Raw genomic sequence first — 23,121 nt, forward strand, 5'->3', positions numbered from 1 at the left:
CATTCTCCTGTTTAGGACGCCGTTTGAGATTCTCTCAGCCGAAGGGCCAGATCATTGAGAGCATTCATGTAGACAATGAATGCTTGGTGCGGCGTGTCGTACGGGTTGAAATATTTGTGCACGTCGCCATCGGAAAACCACTTGGTACACATGTAATAGAAGTGGTCACTAGTGAGCATCTCCCGCCACGTTGCGATCATGTCGTCGTCCTCGGTTGCCAGAACCTTGTCTTCAAGAGCGTACGCCAGTTCAATCGCTTGATCCTGCATGTGGTTGCCGAGCCACGCCGTCACATCTCGTTCCAGATCAGCCCAGGAGGTGAAGTACGGGACGTCGAGTTGGGCCAGGGGGTCGAGGCGAGTTGCGGCTTCGGCAGGGGTCTGAAAGATGAAGTCGTTATGCGAGAGAATCGAGCGGGGCAGGCTGCGGAAGAAATGGAAAATGCCGGTGTCTTCCCATTGATGTTCGCCGATGGTCTCATAATCCATAAACAGATTGACCACCTCGCCGTTGCCCGCAATGGCATGTACCCAATTGGCAAACTTATCCGTGCTTACCGGCCATTCATCCCAGTTTCGATCAGAGAAGCGAAAGGCCACATCGTCAGAAAGACGATAGTTCTTGAGCAGCGCCTTGAGCTTGGAGCACCCGGCAGGCTGGTATACGTAGTTGGGAGAGCGCCAGCCCAGCACCTGATCCGCACCTTCGGCCAGGATGGCCTTGTAGCCCATCTTTTCAACCTCTAGGGCGAGGTCGTTGTTGTAGATGAGTTCGGTGTTTCTGAATGTCGTCGGTTTTGAACCGAAAAATTCCTCCAGAATCCTGCCGTGCATCTTCACTTGCCGTTTGAATTCCTTTTTGGAAAAAAGGAAGGCCAGCGAATGGTAGTGGGTCTCGCCGATGAACTCCACGCAGCCTGTATCGGCCAGTTCGCGGAAGGAGTCGAGGACCTCTGGACAAAACTCCTGGAACTGCTCCATGGCAACGCCGGTAATGGCGTACGAGATGCGGAATTTCCCCTGAAATTCGTTGATCAGGTCGAGCATCATCCGGTTGGCTGGCAAGTAGCATTTATGTGCCACTTTAAGCAGGATCTCCCGATTGGCCGCTTCGTCGCGGTAGTGGTGGTTCCTGCCAATGTCGAAGAAGGAATATTCCTTGTTCAACCGCATGGGCTGGTGGACCTGGAAATAGAAGCAGACGGATATCATACGGCACCCCCTACAAGCTGATCGTAAACATGGATCACCTTTTCGGCGGCATGTTCCCACTGGACTCTTTTGAGGGTCCTGCGGCCACTGAGTTTCAGAAGGGCTGCCCTGTCTTCGTTTTCAAGAATGTCGAGAATCTCGAAGGCGAGTCGGTCCACGTCCCAAAAATCGATTTTGACGGCGTTTTCCATTATCTCGGCCACACCGGATTGTTTTGAAACGATGGAGGGGACATCGTAGACCATTGCTTCGAGTGGCGTGATACCGAACGGCTCTGTGACGCTGGGCATGACATAGAGATCGCTCATGGCGTAGATGCGTTCCACATCCATGCCGCGCACGAAACCGAGAAAGTGGAACCTGTCCGCCAGTCTCAATTCTGCCATTCGTTCAACCATTCTGGGGAACATGTCGCCCGATCCTGCCATGGCGAACCGGATGTTCGGATTTTGGGCCAGCACTTTGGCGGCGGCTTCAACAAAATAGTCAGGCCCTTTCTGGAAGGTGATGCGTCCAAGAAATAGCACCAGTTTTTCCGGGAATGGTTTTTCGATGCGCATGGCTCGCAAACGACGTTCCTTGGAAACGGCATTGTGGACTACCGTGATCTTGTCCGGGTTGATGGAATAGCGCTTGATTATGGTGTCCCTAGTGAAGTGACTGACCGCGATAATGCGGTCGGCAGCCTCGAATCCGGCTCGTTCCAGATCGTACACCTGCTGGTTGACGTGTTCGCCGCTACGGTCAAACTCAAGGGCATGAGCGTGCACGACAAGCGGTTTGCCGGACACGCGCTTGGCTTCGATACCAGCTGGGGCAGTCATCCAGTCATGGGCATGGATGACGTCAAATTGTTCATGCTTGGCCAAATGACCCGCAACCAGACTGTAACGGACGATTTCAGCCATGAGGTTCTCGCCGTAGCCGCCTGAGAAGTCGCTGTCCAACTGCCCGATAATATCTTCTGCAGTGATCAGTTCCTCGCGTTTGACGAGTGACAGATACGCCTTTTCTGTGAGGTAGGGACGCAGCGGTGACAGTACTTCCAGTACGGAAACATGTTCCTGCAGATCCAGAATTTCCCTGATGCCGACACTGGCCCGGACACGGTTGGCCCCAATGAGGTCCAAGTGTCCGCCTTCTTCATTGGTATCCAGCCTGGGCAGGACGAAAAGTACATCTGTGCCATGTTGCGCCAAGCCCTTGGTCAGACCGTAACAGGCTGTACCAAGGCCGCCTGATATATAGGGCGGGAACTCCCACCCGAACATAAGTACGCGCATACTTATCTGCCTCCCAGGATTTTGTTGAGGCGGATGGCCTCGGCCACGCTCCATGCCTGGGCAATGGTTCCCTTTGGCAGATGTGGTGGATTTCCAGTGTAGAGTTCCGGTAGTGATCCGATACCGAAGTTGTCAGGGAATGAGCGCAGGATCGGCTTGAAGTATTTACGAAGGAACGCCTTGGTCCCACTCTTGTCCTCGGCCTGTCTTATCAACGCCTCGCCGAAGTGTCCGGCCAGCCACGGCCAGACCATACCCTGATGGTAGGCGGAGTCGCGTTCGTCGGAATCTCCCCGGTAGAAGGGAGTGTAGAGTGGATTTCTTGGCGAAAGCGTTCGCAACCCGTATGGGGTCAGCAAGTGCGACTGGGCGGTGCTGATGACAGCTCGCATCTGCCGGGTATTCAGCATTGTGTATGGCAGAGAGACCGCGAAAATCTGATTGGGCCTGATGCAGTGGTCCTGCCCATGTTCGTTGACGACATCGCTCAGGCAGTTGTCGGCATGGTTCCAGAATCTATCGATGAAGTTAGCGGCCAGATTGTCTGCTGCACTGTTGGCCCTTTCGATCAGTTCGTCGTCCTCTGGCGCCAGTTCGAGGAAGAAGCGGAGGGCATTATACCAGAGGGCGTTGATCTCAACCGCTGCTCCATGTCGTGGAGTGACCGGCCCGCCATACGCCTGCGCATCCATCCAGGTGAGTTGTGTGTTCTCATTGCCCGCGTAGAGCAGGCCGTCTTCTCCGATGCCGCATAGAGGCACCTTCCCTTCAAGGTGTGCGGATACGACGCTGCGGAGGGCCGGGTAGATATTGTCCATGACAAACTGCTTGCTGCCTTTTGTCTTCAGGTACTCCTGAACCGCCCAGAAAAACCATAGTGAGGCATCGATAGAGTTGTACGCCAAGTGTTCTGACCGTTGATCAAGGTAGTTGGGGAGCAGGCCGTTGCGTTCCAGCTTTGCGTATGCTGCCAGCACTTCCTCGCCGAACTCCCTCCGGCCTGCATGGAAAGTCAGTCCGGGCAGGGCGATCATGGTGTCCCGCCCCCATTCGCCAAACCAATGGTATCCGGCCACTACGGAGGCAAAGTCAGATGCGTTGCGGATCAGGAACTGGTCCGAAAAATATTTAAGCCACTTGCCGGAATTGCTTCGGTCCTTGCAGGCGTCGAAAGCAGCTTCGCGACGTTCCAATTCCTTCTTTCGCGTCCTTTCCAGATTGCCGAGTGGTTCAGTTGAGGCGGCAAAGATGACCGGCTTTCCCTTTTGGAGTGGCAACTCGAACATGCCAGGGCAGAACAGGTCTTCCTGGTAGTCGAAACCGCGATCCCTTTCGAGAATGTACTCGACGTTCAACGACCACTTGGGGCCAGGGTGAAATTCGGAAGTTCGGTTGGTACCCATGTACAGGCTCGGCATGCCCTCATATGGCTGGATTTTACGCCCGTTTTTTTCAGGATAGGATTTGGGGCGCAGGAACATGTTCTCACGGGTCAGTGAGTGGATGTCCCGGTAAGCGAGCATGGGCCTTATGCGCAGAGTCGGCTTTACTTTGCCTTCAAGCAGTTCGTAGCAAAGCAGCGTGGTGTTCTTGCCGTACACCATCATCATGGATTTCCTGATGAGGGCGTCACCGATTCTGTAGGTGATGGAAGGGTACAATCCCTGCTCGAATTCTTCTACGAACTGGTGCCCGGTCGGATGATAGACCCCAGGGTATTTGTTGGTGGAGAGGTGAAATTCCAGGTCGTTGTGAACAAGAGATGTTGCCACTTTGGACAACAGGACGAACTTGCCGCGAGGCTCCTTGAGCGCGGCAACGAGAAGCCCGTGATACTTTCGGGTGTGGCAGTTGATGGACGTGCTGGAGGCATAGCCCCCAATGCCGTTGGTATCGAGCCATTCCTTGCGAGTAGCCGTTTCGGTGTTAACGCACTCATCCCTGGGGACACGAATCATGATTCACCCCGATTATAAAAAATCAGTATAAATGTGTTAGAAAAGGGATTTCCCTATGATTGCTATAGAAGGCAAAAAAATACCTTTTGCAAGTAAAAAGTGCCTCGCGGATGTTATAAATTAGAGAACAGAATCATGCGGGCAGGTCGGTAGACATGAGAGTGGAAAAGTGAGGTTCTGGATGTGGCGTGATCGGTGAACTGGTACATGGTTCACCGAGTAATGATTCTATAAAACATTGGTTTATAAAATTGATCTCACTGGTCCCAACAGCCTAACTCGAACCGGCGGTTTGTAGATTGATCAGTCGTAAGAATTAAGCTTTGCCTTCAACAATCGCAGCCTTTCTCAGTTATACTCCTAAAGATGAATACTTCCTCCGTCATGGCAACAGGTTATGTGGGGCTATGGCGTTTTCAGAATCTACCTTTTACCCAGCCAGTCTTAATTCTTCTGCTGATATTGACAAACATATGACGAATGACTACTTGTTCATGTGTTGGCGGTAACCGGGTGTGTCACCCGCGATATTACATATCCTTTTGAATGAGATAACAGGTAGAGCATGACAAATAGTAGACCAAAGAAATATGGTTTGAAGAATCTGGACTGTGCTGCATGTGCTGCTAAGCTTGAGGCAAAATTGAATGAAATAGAGTCAGTAGACAAAGCTGTTGTCGATTTTGCTACCATGACTCTCCTCATTACGGCTAAAGATGTGGCCGATATTGAGGCTAAAGTGAAAAGCATCGAGCCTGATGTCGACATTATTGATTATGCAACGCTTTCGGCCTCTAGTCAGGCGGCAGAAGAGGAAAGGAATTTTCCGCATGATTTGATTCTTCTCGCCATTGCCGGAGCCATGTTTGTTTTCACCCTCGTCTATGAAGATGTATTTCATCAGACTCGTTTCGAGGGTTGGGAACTGCCTTTCGTATTGGTCGCGTACTTTATTGCTGGCTGGAATGTGCTGCTGGGTGCGCTCAAGACCATACGGAAAGGGGTGTTTTTTGATGAAAATGTCCTGATGACCATTGCTACCATTGGCGCTATTGCCATCCATGCCTACCCCGAAGCTGTAGGTATCATGATCTTTTTCAAGATCGGGGAATTGTTGCAGGGGTTTGCAGTCAACAGGTCGCGCCGATCCATTCGTTCGTTGCTGGCCTCGAAGCCGGACAAGGCGTTTTTACTGGAACTCGATGGTTTGAAAGAGACCGCTCCTGAAATGGTTCAGGTAGGCCAGCTTGTTGTGGTCAAGCCCGGGGACAAGATTCCTCTTGATGGAGAAGTCACCAGTGGTTCATCGCAAATTGATACATCTGCTCTGACAGGCGAATCCGTTCCGGTGTCTGTAGAGGATGGTGACGCTGTCTTGGCCGGTCAGATATGCAAAACCGGTGCTCTGACAATCAGGGTGACTCGCCCCTTTGAAGAGTCTTCCATTGCCAAGGTCATGGATTTGGTGGAGAACGCCACCGCCAATAAGGCCAAGGTTGAAAAGTTCATCACTCGGTTTTCGCGTTACTACACTCCCGCTGTCGTGGTCGCGGCTGCCGGGATTGCTTTCATCCCGCCACTTTTCTTTGGCGGTAGCCTCAATGACTGGGTGTACAGAGCCCTGGTCCTTTTGGTTATATCCTGTCCTTGTGCGTTGGTTGTCAGTATCCCCTTGGGGTACTTCGGTGGCATAGGGCGCTCTTCAATGCAGGGTATTCTCGTCAAGGGGGCGAACTATCTTGATGTGCTGGCGTCAGTGACTTCCGTTGCGTTCGATAAGACCGGTACACTGACGGAAGGTGTCTTCAAGGTAAACGACATCGTCCCGAACGAAGGGGTCTCCAAGGAACGACTGCTTGAATTCGCTGCCGCAGCCGAATTTCACTCCACGCATCCGATCGCTACCTCGATAGTTGATATCTACACTGCTCAGGGAAAACCGGTGGCTGAATCCCTCATTTCCGAACACACGGTTCGTTCCGGCATGGGAGTTGACGTCACATATGACGGCCACACTGTTCTGGTCGGCAACAACGCCTTGATGAAAAAGTACGGCATTGAGTTTGAGAATGAAGACTATGACGGGACAATTGCCCATATAGCCATTGATGGAAAGTATGCCGGTTATATTGTCATTGGAGACAGTATTCGTACCGATGCTCGTCAGGCTGTCAGCGCGCTGAAAAATCTGGGCGTGAATGAAGTCGTCATGCTGACAGGTGACAATGAAAAAGTGGCGACGGCTGTCTCGAAATCTTTGGGCCTCGATGGATTCCATGCAGGGCTGCTGCCGGAAGATAAGGTCGATTTGTTTGATAAGCTGACCCGCGGAAGCGAACAGTCCGGGAAAGTCGCTTTTGTCGGGGATGGCATTAACGATGCCCCGGTCATTGCCAGAGCAGATGTCGGTATCGCCATGGGTGCTCTGGGGAGTGATGCAGCTGTTGAAACTGCCGATGTCGTGCTTATGGTGGATTCGCCGCTCAAGGTTGCTGAAGCCATTTCCATCGCCAAGCAAACTCGCCGTATCGTCTGGCAGAACATAATCCTGGCGTTTGTTGTCAAAGGTATCTTTATCTCCTTTGGTGCTTTCGGCCTGGCCACAATGTGGGAAGCCGTGTTTGCGGATGTTGGCACGGCACTGCTGGCCTTGGCGAACTCTGCAAGGATTCTCAGAGGCTAATAAATTAGGATCTGAATAACTGAAAGCCCACTTTGCCATGGTAGCAAAGTGGGCTTTTTCATGATCTGCTGGTCGATGGGAATCCGTTAGCTCGCTACACCAGCGTCTTCACGCCACGAATCGTGCTCAAGCGCAAATTTGACTGTAAGCTTGTCCAAGTTGCTTCTACCAATTGTGCCCTTTGTCCTTCGTCCTTCGGCCTTCCTGGTTGGTTAAAGAACGAAGGTCTCACCTTTGCTGGTGTTTCAAAATGCAAAGGGAAAGCGCAGAGCCAAATTACTCCATAGATACTTCTGTTGAGGTACACGAAAAGCACATCTTGACATACAGTTCATATACTAGGGGGAACTCTTCTGCTGTGGGTGGTCGCCTGCGTCCCTGTTCCGAAAAAGTGGGATGTTATCAATCTTGTCGTCGAAAAAATGCAATATATTAGGGTTGATAAGAATAAAATTGTTCTCGTGATATGAGCAGAATGAGGACTTTTCTCATTCGATAGCTGCCAACCTTATTCTGTAGGGGGTAAGGGAATGTTGAACCCAGTGCGCTTTCCCCCGAAATTCGGACCACCGGTTAAGGTGGAGTCAGCGTCCTTAAACCGATAAGGAAGGACGCATGACAAAGAGCAGCAAAAGACGGAAACATTCGGACAAGTTTAAGGCCAAGGTCGCACTTGAGGCGATTCGTGGCGTGAAGACGCTTGCGCAACTGGCTGCGGAGTACAAAGTGCACCCCAATCAGATTTCCACGTGGAAGCGGCAGCTCCTTGAGAATGTCGATGACATCTTTTCCAGTGGCAAGAAAGCCAAAAGCCAGGAGGAGATAACCGCACCGTTATTTGAGGAGATCGGTCGGCTCAAGATGGACATCAAGTGGCTTGAAAAAAAGTTGTAAGCCTGCCGCTTGAGGTGCGCCGCCAGTGGATCAAACCAGATCGGGAGTATTCCATCCGGCGGCAATGCAAGTTGGCAGGCATTTCCCGTTCGGGATTTTACTACAAGCCTGTAGCCGAATCCGATGAAAATTTGGCCCTGATGCGTCTGATCGACGAGCAGTACCTGCGTCAGCCTGATTACGGCTCGCCGCGCATGACAGATTGGCTGAGGACACAAGGGCATCAGGTCAACCACAAGCGGGTTGAGCGACTGATGCAGATGATGGGCTTGCAGGCCATTACTCCAGGGCCGCATACGAGTGTCCCCAACCCGGAGCATCCCGTGTTTCCTTATCTGCTGAAAGGAGTTGCCATTGAACGAAAAAATCAAGTCTGGAGCGCTGATATCACCTACATCCCCATGCAGCGCGGCTTTCTGTACCTGGTGGCAGTGATAGACTGGTGGAGCCGCTTCGTGCTGGCTTGGGAGCTATCGAACTCGATGGATAGTTCTTTCTGCGTGGATGCGCTCAACAAGGCTTTGCGCATCTCTACGCCGGAGGTGTTCAACACGGACCAGGGAGCGCAGTTCACGAGTCGTGAATTTACCGGAGTTCTGCAGAGCAAGGGAATTGCAATCAGCATGGACGGCAAAGGTCGCGCAATCGACAACGTCTTCATTGAGCGGCTGTGGTGGACGGTGAAATATGAGGATATTTACCCCAGGGCGTACTGTGATGGGATCGAGCTATACCATGGGCTTACGCGCTATTTTCGGTACTACAACGAGGAGCGCGGTCATTCGTCGTTGGACAAAAGAACTCCCGCTGACGTATACAGGGGCAACTTGAATGTTCATTGACTTGGCTCGTAGCCGTTGCTCCGCTCCGCCCTCGGCCCTTCGGGCCGCCCCTACGGGGACGGGCTACGCTCCACAACGGCTATGGCGACCCGCCTCCTCGGAGGCACAAACTCGGACGCCGGGCTCCACCTTAAAAAGACCGATCAGTGGTCCAAAGGATGGGGGGAGGCGCACAGTTCATATTCCGAAGGCGCTGAGTAAGTGGGGAGTGCTCATTCACTTGTGAGGGCAGCTTTCAAGGGTAAGTATTCAATAAAATCAAACAGCATCAATAATTTGATTGACTGTTTTACATACAAAAACAATAGTAACGGTTATCTTTAGGTGGCTATACTTTTCAATCTACAAAGCGGAGGAAAATATGTTTGGCTCAGAGTATGGTGGAATCTTAGGATTACTTGTTTTGGTGTTAGACGTATGGGCTATAGTTAAAATTTTCCAAAGTGGCGCAGGCACGGGGAAAAAAGTGCTTTGGATCGTACTCGTTCTTCTTTTCCCTATTATCGGCTTCCTGCTTTGGTTTTTTCTTGGACCCAAAAGGTGACGTATTTGCGAGTTGGAAGGAACTCATTCCTAGTTCACCCTTCAAGAAAGGCTCGGTTATCCGGGCCTTTCTTGCTTTTTGAAACACCCTTGCCCATACCTCTCTGCCAGAGGTGCAAAGACCTTGCGAAAAGGGAAGGTCAGCTGCATGTTTTACGATTCGTCTCGGATTCTCACTGGATGGCGGCAAAGTTCAACGGAAGGGGCTGTATTTCGGCTTAATCGTCCTAACCGGCAAGTCCGAGTTCAATGAGTGGGAGATACCAAAGTTTCCCATATTGCAAAATGCAAGAAGAAACGAGATAAACCTAAACACAGTTCAGGTCATAAATCACTGACACCCTACGCATATCTTCCTGCACTCAAATGTATACCAGCCCGTATACCAAGGCACAAAAAAGCGCTTACGACTTATCGTAAGCGCTTGATTTCGCTGGAGCCAGAAATCGGAGTTGAACCGACGACCTACTGATTACGAAGTAGCATGGGTGCTTGTAGTGTGAACTCTGTATTTCGCAGATATTATTGACTTTACTGAGAATTGGTTGGGGCGGTATATTCCAGAAACTGGCGAAAACTACCCAAAACTACCGAAAGTGTACGCACTTTTGCGTACACTTTGCGTACAGTTTTTGGGGTGAACGACACACTGATTAATAATCAGTGTGTCGGCTGGTTCGAGTGCCCGGCACTCGTCCAAAGCTCTCCTAGGTTATGCCTTTAATTTCGGGAAGGGTGATAGTCGATAGTCCAATTGTCTAATCTGTCTTGCTCGTTTGAAGGCTCGCCTTAATTTTATCGCCTAGCTGGCAGAACAATCGGAGCCACTTTAGCAATTGTGAACGCTGTTGGATATTTGGATAAAAAAGTTGTAGAGAGTCTCAAATAACAGTTTGACAGTTGATTCTATTTGACTTCCCTGAAGTTGATTAAAATATAGTTCAGAAAGATAATCTATGCGCTTGAGAATCCCACCAGAACTGAAGAGGATCGAAACAGAATGGTACGTGATCACTGGGGCGCCATGCTCTGGCAAAACGACTATAATTAATCATTTAAAAAGTACTAATTACGAAATTCGAGAGGAAGTAGGGAGAGGAGTGCTGAATTCAATTCAGCCAGAAGGTCCTGTCAGTTCAAAGCATAAACACATGATGCAAGAAATAATAATTAGTGCGCGAGAAGACATTGAGGAACAAGCCCCCTGCCATCAGCCCATTTTTTTTGATCGGTCGTTAGTTGACTGCATTACTTATAATCGATTGATAGGTGAAAATCCAAATGATTTGGTAAGAAGGTGTTCTAGGTATGGTTATAAGAAGGTTTTTATATTAGATAGGTTGCCTTATGTCTCAGATAGTTGTCGTATAGAGAGCCGGATGGAGGTTGAAAAGCTGGATAGGTGGCTGGAAAAAGATTATCGAGCATTGGGTTATGCCGTTAAAAGGATTTCTGTCGATACTATAGAGAATCGAAAAGCAGCTATATTGGAAGAAATTAGAGCCTCTGATTGAACTTAAATAATGGTTTAAAGTAAATGGTAGAAGCATTCTTAATTAACATTGCCTCCTCGTTTGTCTATGATGCTATAAGGCGTGGAAACGATAAGTACTTAATAAACAAAGCTGTAGATGAAACAATCGTTCACTTCAAAGACAGGGTTGAATTACAGAGAAATGGTTTTCTAAACTGGCTTGAAAGTGATGAGGTCTTATCGCAATTACGGTTGTGTTGTAATGAGAATGTTAAGTTAGATACTGAGAAGTTGGCATTATTATTCTTAGCGAATGCGGACTTTTATCTAGAAGATAAAAATCAAAGTTATCAGTGTGCTAGAGATGTTGTCGAGTTTTTTTTGGACTCGCTCGTGAGGCTTCTTCTGAGGGCAAAAGATGGTAATTATAGACTCGATAGAAGGTTTTCGAATTTACTAAATCGGTATCGTGATGAACAGGCAGAAAAATTAGACGATATTGGTTCCAGTCTTCAAGAGATACAGAAACTCATCCATGTCGCTCTATCTCCAGCCCGCAGTGAGCGGATAGCTGTTGATGAAGAGCGTGTTGCTACAGGGCCAGTTATTAAGGATTTCTATGCGCCTACACGTTTGGAGACGTTTGTGGGGCGGGATGACGTAATAGGGCAAATGCAAAAGGCATGGTCGAGTGGTTCAGTCAATACGATAATCGTCCATGGCTGGGGGGGCTTTGGAAAATCATCTGTCTTGGTTGAGTTTTATTCTCAAATGCGTGAACGCGGATGCTGGGGGAGCGCCCAGGACGTTGTCGTTTGGTACTCATTCCAGATCGATGACACTTTTGAAGATTCTTTCTTGCCTTACTTACTAAAGGCTTTGCCTGGCGGGGACAGCATCCTAAAAAGCAGTTCTGATAGAGTTGATCTACAATGCGAGTTCATTATTGACTATATGAAAAGAAACAATTTGATCTTGTTCTTAGATCAAGTTGAGAGTTTGTTGCTAGCTAGCGGGGAAGCCAGTCGTACTTTCGCAAGTTTCTTAAGAGGCATCTGCGCTTTCCCCCGAAATTCGGACCACCGGTTAAAGTGGAATCTGCGTCCTTAAACCGATAAGGAAGGACGTATGACAAAGAGCAACAAAAGACGGAAGCATTCGGATAAGTTCAAGGCCAAGGTCGCGCTGGAAGCTATCCGTGGCGTGAAAACGTTGGCGCAGTTGGCTGCGGAGTACAAAGTGCATCCCAACCAGATATCCACCTGGAAAAGGCAGCTCCTTGAAAATGCCGAAGGAATCTTTTCCGGTGGCAAGAAAGCCAAGAGCCAGGAGGAGGTCACCGCACCTTTGTTCGAGGAGATCGGTCGGCTCAAGATGGATATCAAGTGGCTTGAAAAAAAGTTGTAAGCCTGCCGCTTGAGGTACGCCGCCAGTGGATCAAACCGGATCGGGAGTATTCCATCCGGCGGCAATGCAAGTTGGCAGGCATTTCCCGCTCGGGGTTTTACTACAAACCTGCAGCCGAGTCCGATGAGAACTTGGCCTTGATGCGTCTCATCGACGAGCAGTATCTGCGTCAGCCGGATTACGGCTCGCCGCGCATGACGGATTGGCTGAAGACACAAGGCCATCAGATCAACCACAAGCGAGTTGAGCGACTGATGCAGCTGATGGGCTTGCAAGCGATTACTCCAGGGCCGCATACGAGTGTCCCCAACCCGGAGCATCCCGTGTTTCCTTATCTGCTGAAAGGAGTTGCCATTGAGCGAAAGAATCAAGTCTGGAGTGCTGACATCACCTACATCCCCATGCAGCGCGGCTTTCTGTATCTGGTGGCAGTGATTGACTGGTGGAGCCGATTCGTATTGGCTTGGGAACTGTCAAATTCCATGGACAGTTCGTTTTGCGTGGACGCACTGAGCAAGGCATTGCGCATCTCCACGCCAGAGATGTTCAATACGGACCAGGGAGCGCAATTCACGAGCCGTGAATTTACCGGCGTTTTGCAGAGCAAGGGCATTGCAATCAGCATGGACGGCAAAGGCCGTGCAATCGACAACGTATTTATCGAGCGGTTGTGGTGGACGGTGAAATACGAGGATGTTTACCCCAAGGCGTATTCTGATGGAATCGAGCTATACCATGGGCTTACGCGCTATTTTCGGTATTACAACGAAGAGCGCGGACATTCGTCGTTGGACAAAAGAACTCCCGCTGCCGTATACAGAGGCAACCTGAATGTTCATTGACTTGGCTCGCAGCCGTTGCTCCGCTCCGCCCTCGGCCCTTCGGGCCGCCCCTGCGGGGACGGGCTACGCTCCACAACGGCTGCGGCGAACCGCCTCCACGGAGGCACAAACTCGGACGCAGGACTCCACCTTAAAATGGCCGATCAGTGGTCCGAAGAACCGAGGCCACTTCTCTCGTTGGTAAATGCGATCCACTCCCGGCTCGCCTTTTTATTGAACTCAGGAGACTTCATCGGCTCCCAAATCAATGAGCCAAAACCCGCTCCTCGCCTAGCTGAGCGTAAGTCTTTTTCAAAGATGGGCCTGGCCTTGGGCGTTCCGACGAAGATGACGGGCAATCCAATGGTGTTTACTAGCGTGACGAAAAAGTTCAGCATTTTGTCGACGCCACCTGCTCGTCTTCGGTCAAGGTGCTGTATCTCATCGATGACCAGCACACCAACGGCATGCGCATTAGCCACCTGGCTCATCATTGCCAGAAGTTGCTCAATGCCGAGTCGCTTGCCGGCGATTTTCGTTTCATAATCAGTATGGAGAATACGGTCTAATGCCCTGAAAAATTGTATGCACAAATTCTTCAATGTACCGTCATGGGGGCAATCAATTTTAAGGTAGGTTATCTGAGTAAAGTTGTAATCTTCATGGTAAATGACCTGAGGGTAGGTTGCGAATATCCGTGTGATAGTCGTGCTTTTGCCACTGCCGGAACAACCAATCAGGGAAAGGCTGGAGGCCGTTGATTGGGCATGTGCGAATCGGTTCACCTCCAGATCGCCTTTCATCACTCGCTCATAACCATTCTGCAAATGAGTGTTCAGGGAACCATCAGCCAAGTTCCTTCCCACATACCCTCTCCTGATCATAATTGAGATTTTTTCTTCCAACTGGACATGAGCGGAAAGCGGTTGAAAGAAATCATCAAGCAGCGAGGAAATGATATGCGCTCGTTCGCGGCCGCCAGCATATATCGACTGAGGATCGAAGTGGACATTACCAGCCAGGCCTTCTCGGACTTGCCTTGTGTCCATCAAGGGCGGTAGGGCTTCGATAAGGGGATTGCCCTGGTGTTGCGGCACAGGGGATTCCCGGTATACAGCCCGTACCATGTTTTGGGGAAGAGCCATCTAGCTATCCTCACTGTCGAAGAGTTCATCAATCAGATCTGGGTATTCATAATCCTCGACCACATTACCTTTGAAAGGAATGGTCTTCGCGTTTGTGGCAGGCTCTCTTGGTTTATCTTTTTGGCTCCGCTGCTGCCGCTCTCTCTTCTTTTCATTCTCCCTATTGGAACGGATACCCCGAACACGCTCTGCATCGCTTCTATGGTGAGTTTTGGGTGCCAGGCTGTCCACCTCAATGATTTTTTCATTGAGATATTCTTCAAATTGCCTTTTCTCCTCAGTCTGGCGCTGCCGGCTCTCGGCATTTTTTCTCTTTTGCTTTTTCTTCCTTCGCCAAACATCCCAGAATGAGGCCCCGGCGAATTCCCTGGAGCGAGGTGTGAGATTGCACGTCCAATATTCACTCGTTCCCTTTGAAGGGAAAAGATAAATGATATCGGCAGAGGCAGGATCATATGCTGCCTCCAATCCAACAGGTCTTCTCGTTTTCTGTGAACGATGGAGCAGGCCGCTTTCGACAATCTCGGCGCATGTGTAGTAGACGCCGAAAACCGATATTCCCAAATCAGAAATGGACGCTTTAGCCCTTGGGAGCAAGCTGATACGGATTGCTTCTTCGGAAGCGACTCTCAACCTGCCCGTCCGGTGTTGGATCCCCCAATTCCAAATGGAAAGCGGGGTCATTTCCAAATCGTCGGGCATGTCTATTTCGCGATCATACTTTTCCAGTACATCGAATCGATTGTGCATCAAGATTGAACGAAGGATGATTTCTTTGAATTCCCGAATGGTGAACTTGGCATCAAGGCGATAATCACGCCCACCTCTTTTTTTGATAGTGGTTTCTTCGACTGCCCCGGGTGCATATTTCTTAAAGTCAGCCTGGACAGTCCTGAAGCTACGCTCGACAATGCCTTTGGCGTCCCCTCGGTAGGGAGGAGTGTTCTCGACCCGAACGGAGAAACTGCTTTCTAAGGATTCAATTTGGTGCCCCAGCAGTTCTCCTCTGTCGGCCAGAATTGCATTCGGTAAACCGACTGTTGGCCAATCCTCTTCCCGGATATCAACGCCATACTCAGAGCAGAGCTGCACTTTGTCTGTCATGGCCATGGTGAGTGCTTGGATAGCGGCAACATACGAAGCATTTTCAAGGCCGACATAGAAGCCTGCTATCATGCGGCTGAATACGTCTTTGACGAAATAGATGACAGGGCGACCTACAATGTCGCGCCGTTCGCTGTCGGAAAGTACATAGATATCAGCTATGGTTGCGTCTATCTCATAGCGAGAGCCCGGCCCAAGGGCGTGTGCAGTCGCAGTCGAGGAAAGCTGCCTGACGTCCTTGTCGTATTTAATTCGACGTGTCCGTTTTTTGATCTTTTTCGTAAGACTGTATTCTCGATTGTAGAAGTGCTGCAATTGCCACTTCGTGGGGAGCTCAGAGTCTTCTGCGTCCGGGAAGTAGTTTTTGAAAAGCGTGACGAATCGCCTATAAACGTATGGTAAATCGTTGCCTTTGTCGGTCAGGAAATGCTTGTCGATCGCTATCCTGAAGAGGCGTTCCGTCTCTTCATCAATGAGTGCTCCGATTCCAGGGCTGACAGTTCGAGGACGGCCAAGTTTCTTGCCGTTCGTTTTGCGCTTTTTCCCTTTGCCCCCTGAATTCTTGTAGTGCGGCAATAAGGCGTTGGGAGTTTGTCCTCGTTGCCAATAGCGGCGAAGCAACTTGTAGAGATTGGATTTAGACACTCCACGAGACGTTACCAAGTCATTGATCTTTGTTCCTCGAACTTTGGGATCATAAAAGAGTGGGGCACTGACTATCGCACGAACAAGTTCGTAGTTCTTGTCCCGTTTGACTTGCGCTATGCTTCCTTTTTCTGGGGCAGCAAAGGCGAGCGCTTCATATGGATCTTTTGCTCGGACGAGTGCTTCATCATCCATGGCTCTTTGTAGATCACGGAAAAACACAACCACCGGCAGTGCCTTCGAACCCTGAACATCAATCCATACTACTTGCTCGTCGTCCAGTGACAACACCCTGAGCAACTTGCCCTCGTATTGGAGGACCTCATTGATTTTGAACATGAAGGACCTCCTCAATGTCATTCGCATCTATCGTCACAAAGTCGGCTGGGGTCAGTTTGCGGAAAGGTGTGTGTAGGTCGAAGGCGTAAATGCGATGGGCAAGCAGGTGCCGAATTTCTAATAAGGACTGTCCGGCAGGAAGGGCATAGGCAACATCGAGCGATTTGGCGATGTCTATGATCGTTTCTTGAGGTTGTTCGGAAAAGTGGTGGTTGTACATCTTGATACGATGCGCCATGTCGATTTCCTGAATGGCATCGCTTTGGGAGGAATAAAGCCAATCAATGTTTTGAGATACTGTTGAAGGGATATCCTTCTCGGTAATCAGAAACCATGGGACTTCCTTTGTCTCCCAATAGCGACGTTCCAGTTCGAGCTTTTCAATCGTCCGGGGTTTATCAAGGTCTTCATACCGTTTAACCTGCAATGCGAATCGGGGAAGGGTGGAGTCAGAAGTATCTACCAAGAGGTCCGAGGTCATGTACTGATCGACACCTCTCACCGACGGGTGGGGTATTCCGCATTGCCCAGCAATTTCAAGCGTTAAATCTCGCTGCAATGGAAATTGCTCTCGAACATCAAGAGTCGCTTGCTGCCATTCAAGTATGAAAAAGACAGCAAGCTCTAGATCTGAGAGCAGGTGATGGATTCTTTGGGATTTGTGTCCGAAGATTCGATGAGAGCGTCCCCTGGAAGAAACATCTCTCACTGTCAGCCATGGCCTGTAGTCGCGTTCCCTGCCGGAACCACGTCCTTCTTTGATCCACCGCTGAAACGTTGTCTCCGAATGGGAGTACTTCTTCTTAGCCATGAATAAAGCCGCTCCTGGTTGTTTCCATTTTCAGGAATACCAGAAGCGGCCTCAGTTCTCAACTTTATTACTTAGTTCTCAACTCTATTCTTCAGTTCTCAACTTTATTACTCTCCCACATTTCGAATTCTGGAACGAAACTAGAATTAACAGCAGGGGAGAAAATATAAGGAACGTGAGTGCGTACACTTTGCGTACAGTTGTCAATCCAACCAAACAAAGAAAAGCCCCACAATGACATAAGTCTTTGTGGGGTTTGACTATCCGTGGAGCCAGAAATCGGAATTGAACCGACGACCTACTGATTACGAAGAAAATGTCTGGAAAATAAGTGTTGAAATAATTGAACTTATTTTGCAAGTTTTTGTATACCGGGGCAAAAAGGCGTATCCTGGTATACACTCGGTATACCAAGGAAAAATACATGGTTTTTGGGCGTTTACTTTTGATTTTCTGATTTGCTATGCTTGATGGTTTGTCCAGAATTTGCGTGTTTCTAGGCGGTTAGAAGGAGGACTTGCTGATTGTTGATCAGTACGTCGTCCTTTATGCGCCTATCCCCATAGTGCGCTGATAGGGACCGCAAACATATCCTCACCAAATGGAACGACCTCCGTACCGCCATACAGCACCACGCCCGATTGGAATTTGTCCCCAATGTCTTCCTTCAACGCTTTCAGCCCACGGAAGTGCTTCGGTGCGACTTGTGCGGAGTGCTTGATTTCCACGCATGCGATCTCGCCGGACGGCTTTTCCAGAATGAGGTCTACCTCAAGGCCTGCATGAGTGCGGAAGTGATAAGGGGTGGCTGAAACATTACTCCACGTCAGGTGCTTGAGTATTTCGTTGACCACGAAGGTTTCAAGGAGTTGGCCTGCGAGTTCCGGCGTGTTTGCCAGCCTATCAGCGTCTGCTCCCATGAGGTAGGCCGCAAGTCCGCAGTCCACCATATAAAGCTTAGGGGACTTGACGAGACGTTTGCCGAGGTTGGGAGCCCAAGCTGGCAAGAAGTGGATGAGAAAGACCTTCTCAAGAAGGTCCATGTATCGGCCCAGCGTTGCATTCGGCACTTGTAGCGTCCTGGATACCTCGGACTGGTTGAGTTGGCTTGATGTGCGCGTTGCGAGCAGGCGTACCAATCTGAGCATGGTGGCTGTCTCTTGGACACGGGCGATATCGCGGATGTCTCGCTCAACGATGGTTGTCAGGTAAGAATCGAACCACGCGCTTCTTCGTTTATGCGTTTTACGCGCCATGGCTTCCGGGTATCCTCCTGCTATCAAGAGGGCTGGCAGGTCGTATTCTTCGGCGGCACCTTGCTGCGCGAAGTCTTTGTCGAACAGAGCTTGCACGAAATCAGTCTTTCGCTCATGAATCTCGGCCTGAGAGAGCGGCCACAAAGTCTGTATTTCCATTCGTCCAGCAAGGGAGTCGCTCACAAGAGGGAGTGTCAGGAGGTTGGCAGAGCCGGTCAGCAGGAATTGTCCCGCCTTGCGATCGGCATCGACAGCCTCTTTGATCGCCAGCAGTAATTCTGGCACTCGCTGAACTTCGTCGATGATCAGAGGCCTTGGTTGACCTGTGATGAATGCCGTAGGATCGCCGCCAGCCAATGCTAGAGCCGTGGCGTTGTCCAAGGTGACGTATTTGGCTTCGAACGTGTCGGCGAGCAGGTCCTTGACCAGAGTGCTCTTGCCTACCTGCCGCGCTCCGCGCAGGAAGAGAACGGGTGAGTCGGCCAGTGCCTCAAGGAGTTCTTGGGTGATATTTCGTCTAATCATGGTAAAATATTTACCACTAAATGGTAAAATTTCAACCTAAATTTTAATGTCAAATTCCGAACTCATTCTATGGGGTGTGACTAAGTTTGTACACTCTGGGGCTGTCCATATTAAAAACGCTGCTCGGTGATCCATCTATGTGCCCTGGTTTTCGTACTACTCATTAAGTAGCAGTTCAGACATTCCGTCCAGCTTGGCTTTCACTGATTTCCATTCCGGTATCAACTCGGCTAGGAGGCGGTAAAATCTTGGACTGTGGTTGTGCTCCTGTAGATGACACAGCTCATGGAGCAGTACGTATTCGATGCACTCCCTTGGAGCTTTAACGAGATGAGGGTTGATTGATAGTACCCCCTTGGGAGAGCAGCTGCCCCATTGCTTTTTCATCGTCAGCAGTCGCCATTCGGGTGTCTCTGCCAACCAAAAGACTCTAGAAGTGATGTCTATCAGTCGCCGTGCGAAATAGTCCTTGGCCCTTGTTCGATACCAATCCCATAACAGCTTGCGAACGTGGGCAGGGCTGACATCTTCCGCTTCTACCATGATTTTACCTCGGTGGAGTTTGACTGATCCTTTTACTCCTTCCGTAGACAACACCTTGAGCTGGTATCTGCGGCCTTGATAGTAATAGCTTTCTCCGCTGACGTACTCACGAGGGAGGACATGCTCGCGCAGATCATGGGCCTGTTTAATGTGTCCCATCACCCACCGAGCACGTTTCTGGACAGCTTTTTTGATCTCAACAAGTTCGGCTCCCATCGGAGCATCCACCTGAACCGATCCGTCAGGATGGACATGGATAGCTACCTTAGTCTCCCTGTCCGGTACATGGCAGACTTGATAACGGATACGATCGTCACCGTATGATATGGATTGCATGAGCTTTCTATCTGTTCCCATTGGACAAACGGACTCGCGTTATTTGGATGATGTGTTCAATGACATCTTTCGCTTTATCCAACCCGATGAGCTTGAACAGGCTTGGCAAGATTCCGGCCTTGATGGAGGACTCCATTGATTGCGGATTCAGCGAATGCTCTGCCACAGCATTACCGACAATTGAATCGATAGTGATGGCTTCCTCGATGAGTTTTTGTTCTTCTTCCAGTTCAATGGTTTGGAAATGGTCTTCACCAAGGATAAGCCGGAAGGTGCCATAATATGCTTTCGCTGTTTCGCTTTCATCGAGTTCTTTGGGGATACCCAGGCCCGAACGTCTCTTTACTTGTGCTTCAAACTCTTCAAAAAGTTCGAACTGCTTGTTGGGATGGTCAAACATCTTCTCGGCCTGTGCAATTGCTTCACGCAGCAGCTCAGAGAACACCTTTTGGGCATACGGATCATCCCCAAGCTCTTGTTCAATGGTCTTTTTGACCCGTGTGCGGATGATGTCTGTTTCGTTGCGGGTTTTTTCCTTGGTCCAGTTCTTTGGGTCATCGTCTTTGCTCATATCATCAACGAGAATGACTCCTTCGGACTCCTGGATGGAATCGCCTACAACGTGCTTATCCACGAGGCGGCGAATCTGTTCTTCGTATGCGCTGTAGTCAACGGTTTCCTGAGCATCCTGCCTGACGATCTTTCTCAAGTTGGTGAAGAAACGAAGGTCTGCTTTGTATCGTGAAATATCCTTTTCACTGAAGCTGCCATCTTCGTAAAAGGAGCGGGAGGCTAGGGCCACCTTCAAGCATAGCCCATACTCTGTGAGAGCTTGGTAGAAGTCCTCACGAACTTTTTGGCGGGTGTCTGTGGTGACTCCATCTTCTTCCTCGATGAACTGAGGGATAAGTACCTGTCGGTATTGCTCCAGGTCCTGCTTGTTTTGCACATCCTTAAAAATGCCCCAAAGACGTTCGTTGAGCATGGGCAACTTTTTATACTCGGTCCCGACCTGCTGGTAGAGTCCGTCGATGTCGTCCACGTCAAACCCGCCTTGGGTGCGTTCCTGCAAGTCCTGATATTGCTTCAGCGTGGTATCCAGTTCTTTGAGGATGCCCCGGTAGTCGATGAGAAGTCCGAAGTCCTTGGCTTCATGGAGGCGGTTCACACGGGCGATAGCCTGAAGCAGATTATGCTCCTTCAGTGGCTTGTCGATGTAGAGGACAGTGTTTTTCGGTTCATCAAATCCTGTGAGTAGCTTGTCCACCACGATCAGGATATCGACACCTTCGTCTGTACCAAATGCCTCGATAGTCTCTCGTTCGTATTGCTCGGCATTGGCAGCATTGCCCACGGTGTCTTTGAACCACTGCTGGATTTCCGGCAGATTTGATTCGTTGACATCTGAATGGCCTTCCCGTGTGTCTGGCGGTGATATTATCACCGCGCTGGATACGAGTCCTGTTTCGTCCAGATACTTCTTGAAACGGATCGCTGAGAGTTTTGAGTCTGTAGCCAACTGACCTTTCAGGCCCATACCGAGTGCTTTTATGTTGTCTGCAAAATGGGTCGCAATATCCCAGGCAATGAGTTCGATACGATTCTCAGAGCCATACACAGCACCCTTGTTGGCGAACTTCTTTTTGAGGTCCGTTCGCTGCTCGTCAGTGAGTCGGGCGGTGATCTTTTCGAACCAATTGTCGATGGCTGATTCGTTTACATCCAGTTCGGGGCGGCGTTCTTCATAGAGCAGTGGGGTAACGGTCCCATCTTCAACTGCTCGTTGCATCGTGTACGAGTGGATTATGCGGCCAAACTTGTTCTCCGTTTTGTCTCCCTTCAGAAGCGGTGTGCCTGTGAATGCGATATATGAGGCATTAGGAAGAACCGTGCGCATCCGTTCGAATGTCTCGCCGCCAGTGCTGCGGTGGCCCTCGTCAATCAAGACGATGATTTTGTCGCTTGGGTTGTAGCACTCAGACAGCTTGGAAGCGGTGCTGAACTTGTCGATAATGGTGAAGATGATCCGATCAGTGCCTTTGCCTATACGCTTGGCAAGGTCTCGGCCCGAACGAACCTTTGCTTTAGCTCCTTCCTTCTTGGCTGCAACGGCTGAACCATATGCACCGCCGGAAAGGAAGGTTTTGGAAAGCTGTTTCTCAAGGTCCACCCGGTCTGTTACGATAATCACCCGGCAGTCTCGGAGTTCGGGTTCTAGGAGAAGAGCTTTACTCAGAAAGACCATGGTAAACGATTTGCCGGATCCGGTAGTGTGCCAGATAACACCGCCTTCACGACCTCCCTTGTCATCCAGTTCCTTCACCCGCTCCAGCATGGACTTGATACCAAATGCTTGTTGATACCGGGCCACGATTTTGCCGACACGCTTATCAAAGATGATGAAGTATTTGATCATCTCAAGCAGTCGGTCTTTCTTCAACAGACTGATGAGCAACCTATCCTGATCTGTAGGCAGCACATCCTGTGACCAGAGTGATTCAAAATAAATCCTCATCTTGGCGGGGCGGTCAGTGAAGATAGCGTCCTTGGCTACGTCCGACAGAGGTGTGTTTTTTACTTCATGGAATACAGCGTCATCCAGTTCCTCTTCACGCCATGTGGCCCAGAACTTCTTCGGGGTCATGGTCGTCCCGTAGCGTCCTTCGGTGTTGCTGATAGCCAGCAAAAGCTGTGCGTAGCAGAAGAGCTGCGGTATCTCGTCCTTCTTCTGGTTGCGGATGGACTGACTTACACCTTCGTCCAGCATGGACTTATTCGGGTTGCCGGATTCGGGCCGCTTTGCCTCAATGACCACCAGCGGAATACCATTCACGAAACACACAAGGTCGGGGATGCGTTTATGGGTACCGCCGGATGAGATGACTTCCATTTCTTCTGTCACGGTGAACAGGTTGTTCTCTGGATTGTTCCAATCGATGATCGGGATGGTCGGTTGCACCGCCTTACCGTTGATGAATTCTTTTACAGTGATCCCAAGTGTCAGCTTGTCGTAAATGCGTTCGTTAGCGGTGAGTAGTCCTTCATTCAGTCCCGGCGAAGACAGTTCCCGGATGATTTGCTCGATGGCGTTAGGGGATAGGTGGTGCCGTTCTCCGTTCCAATCAAATTGACGGGCCTGGAGGAACCTTACCAGTTCATCCTTAAGCAACACTTCTCGGTTTGACCCGCGCTTGCTCATGCATTCGGTTGGGGAAACGTATGTCCAGCCAAGGTTGGTGAGAATTTGGAGGGCTGGTATCTTTGCGCTGTATTCTTCTCTGGTTTCGGGTGTCTGGTGCAT

General features: G+C 50.0%; 15 protein-coding genes. 6 read left to right on the top strand and 9 right to left on the bottom strand.

Annotated features, from left to right (window positions below; all coding sequences use genetic code 11):
* Window positions 1-11 precede the first annotated feature (11 nt).
* Genes DPRO_RS17295 through DPRO_RS17305 form a run of 3 tightly spaced genes read right to left on the bottom strand, consistent with a single transcriptional unit; the run spans window position 12 to window position 4,452 of the window.
* Window positions 12-1,211 carry a glycoside hydrolase family 57 protein gene (locus tag DPRO_RS17295; RefSeq protein ID WP_097013195.1) on the bottom strand — a complete coding sequence of 400 codons (1,200 nt, stop codon included), beginning with the start codon at window positions 1,209-1,211 and terminating at the stop codon, window positions 12-14.
* A complete protein-coding gene (locus DPRO_RS17300; protein ID WP_097013196.1) occupies window positions 1,208-2,494 on the bottom strand; it encodes a glycosyltransferase family 4 protein in 1,287 nt (428 codons plus the stop codon). The genes DPRO_RS17295 and DPRO_RS17300 overlap by 4 nt, the downstream gene beginning before the upstream one ends.
* A 2-nt stretch (window positions 2,495-2,496) precedes the next feature.
* Window positions 2,497-4,452 carry an amylo-alpha-1,6-glucosidase gene (locus tag DPRO_RS17305; RefSeq protein ID WP_097013197.1) on the bottom strand — a complete coding sequence of 652 codons (1,956 nt, stop codon included), beginning with the start codon at window positions 4,450-4,452 and terminating at the stop codon, window positions 2,497-2,499.
* Between the two features lie 565 nt (window positions 4,453-5,017).
* Between DPRO_RS17305 and DPRO_RS17310 the strand changes: the two genes are divergently transcribed.
* The 6 genes from DPRO_RS17310 (at window position 5,018) to DPRO_RS17335 (ending at window position 13,137) form a co-directional block, all read left to right on the top strand.
* Window positions 5,018-7,135, top strand: a complete 2,118-nt coding sequence (locus DPRO_RS17310; protein WP_097013198.1) for a heavy metal translocating P-type ATPase — start codon at window positions 5,018-5,020, stop codon at window positions 7,133-7,135.
* Between the two features lie 615 nt (window positions 7,136-7,750).
* Window positions 7,751-8,871, top strand: a protein-coding gene (locus tag DPRO_RS17315) for an IS3 family transposase (RefSeq protein ID WP_407681385.1) whose coding sequence is annotated in 2 segments (ribosomal slippage) — window positions 7,751-8,026 and window positions 8,029-8,871 — 1,119 coding nt in all. Because the reading frame shifts where the segments join, the coding sequence is not laid out codon by codon here.
* A gap of 361 nt (window positions 8,872-9,232) precedes the next feature.
* Window positions 9,233-9,415 (top strand): PLD nuclease N-terminal domain-containing protein, encoded by a 183-nt coding sequence (locus DPRO_RS17320; protein WP_097013199.1) that lies wholly within the window; start codon window positions 9,233-9,235, stop codon window positions 9,413-9,415.
* A 955-nt stretch (window positions 9,416-10,370) separates the two neighbouring features.
* A complete protein-coding gene (locus DPRO_RS17325) occupies window positions 10,371-10,928 on the top strand; it encodes an AAA family ATPase (protein WP_097013200.1) in 558 nt (185 codons plus the stop codon).
* A gap of 23 nt (window positions 10,929-10,951) precedes the next feature.
* Complete coding sequence (locus DPRO_RS17330) at window positions 10,952-11,998, top strand: P-loop NTPase family protein (RefSeq protein ID WP_097013201.1); 1,047 nt, start codon at window positions 10,952-10,954, stop codon at window positions 11,996-11,998.
* Window positions 11,999-12,016: 18 nt separating this feature from the next.
* Window positions 12,017-13,137, top strand: a protein-coding gene (locus tag DPRO_RS17335; protein WP_097010299.1) for an IS3 family transposase whose coding sequence is annotated in 2 segments (ribosomal slippage) — window positions 12,017-12,293 and window positions 12,293-13,137 — 1,122 coding nt in all. Because the reading frame shifts where the segments join, the coding sequence is not laid out codon by codon here.
* Window positions 13,138-13,280: 143 nt separating this feature from the next.
* On the opposite strand, the gene DPRO_RS17340 is transcribed toward DPRO_RS17335, so the two are convergent.
* The 6 genes from DPRO_RS17340 to DPRO_RS17365 form a co-directional block, all read right to left on the bottom strand.
* Entirely contained in the window at window positions 13,281-14,213 is a 933-nt protein-coding gene (locus tag DPRO_RS17340; RefSeq protein ID WP_232005638.1) for an ATP-binding protein, read from the bottom strand.
* A gap of 48 nt (window positions 14,214-14,261) precedes the next feature.
* Entirely contained in the window at window positions 14,262-16,349 is a 2,088-nt protein-coding gene (locus DPRO_RS17345; protein ID WP_097013202.1) for a DDE-type integrase/transposase/recombinase, read from the bottom strand.
* Window positions 16,333-17,160, bottom strand: coding sequence for a TnsA endonuclease C-terminal domain-containing protein (locus tag DPRO_RS17350; RefSeq protein WP_097013203.1), 828 nt, complete (start codon window positions 17,158-17,160; stop codon window positions 16,333-16,335). The genes DPRO_RS17345 and DPRO_RS17350 overlap by 17 nt, the downstream gene beginning before the upstream one ends.
* A 554-nt stretch (window positions 17,161-17,714) precedes the next feature.
* Entirely contained in the window at window positions 17,715-18,941 is a 1,227-nt protein-coding gene (locus tag DPRO_RS17355) for an ATP-binding protein (RefSeq protein ID WP_097013204.1), read from the bottom strand.
* Between the two features lie 156 nt (window positions 18,942-19,097).
* Complete coding sequence (locus tag DPRO_RS17360) at window positions 19,098-19,820, bottom strand: M48 family metallopeptidase (protein ID WP_232005639.1); 723 nt, start codon at window positions 19,818-19,820, stop codon at window positions 19,098-19,100.
* A 7-nt stretch (window positions 19,821-19,827) separates the two neighbouring features.
* On the bottom strand, window positions 19,828-23,121 hold the full coding sequence (locus DPRO_RS17365; RefSeq protein ID WP_097013206.1) for a type I restriction endonuclease subunit R: 3,294 nt from the start codon (window positions 23,119-23,121) through the stop codon (window positions 19,828-19,830).

The sequence above is a fragment of the Pseudodesulfovibrio profundus genome, from assembly GCF_900217235.1.
GTDB classification, from domain to species: domain Bacteria; phylum Desulfobacterota; class Desulfovibrionia; order Desulfovibrionales; family Desulfovibrionaceae; genus Pseudodesulfovibrio; species Pseudodesulfovibrio profundus.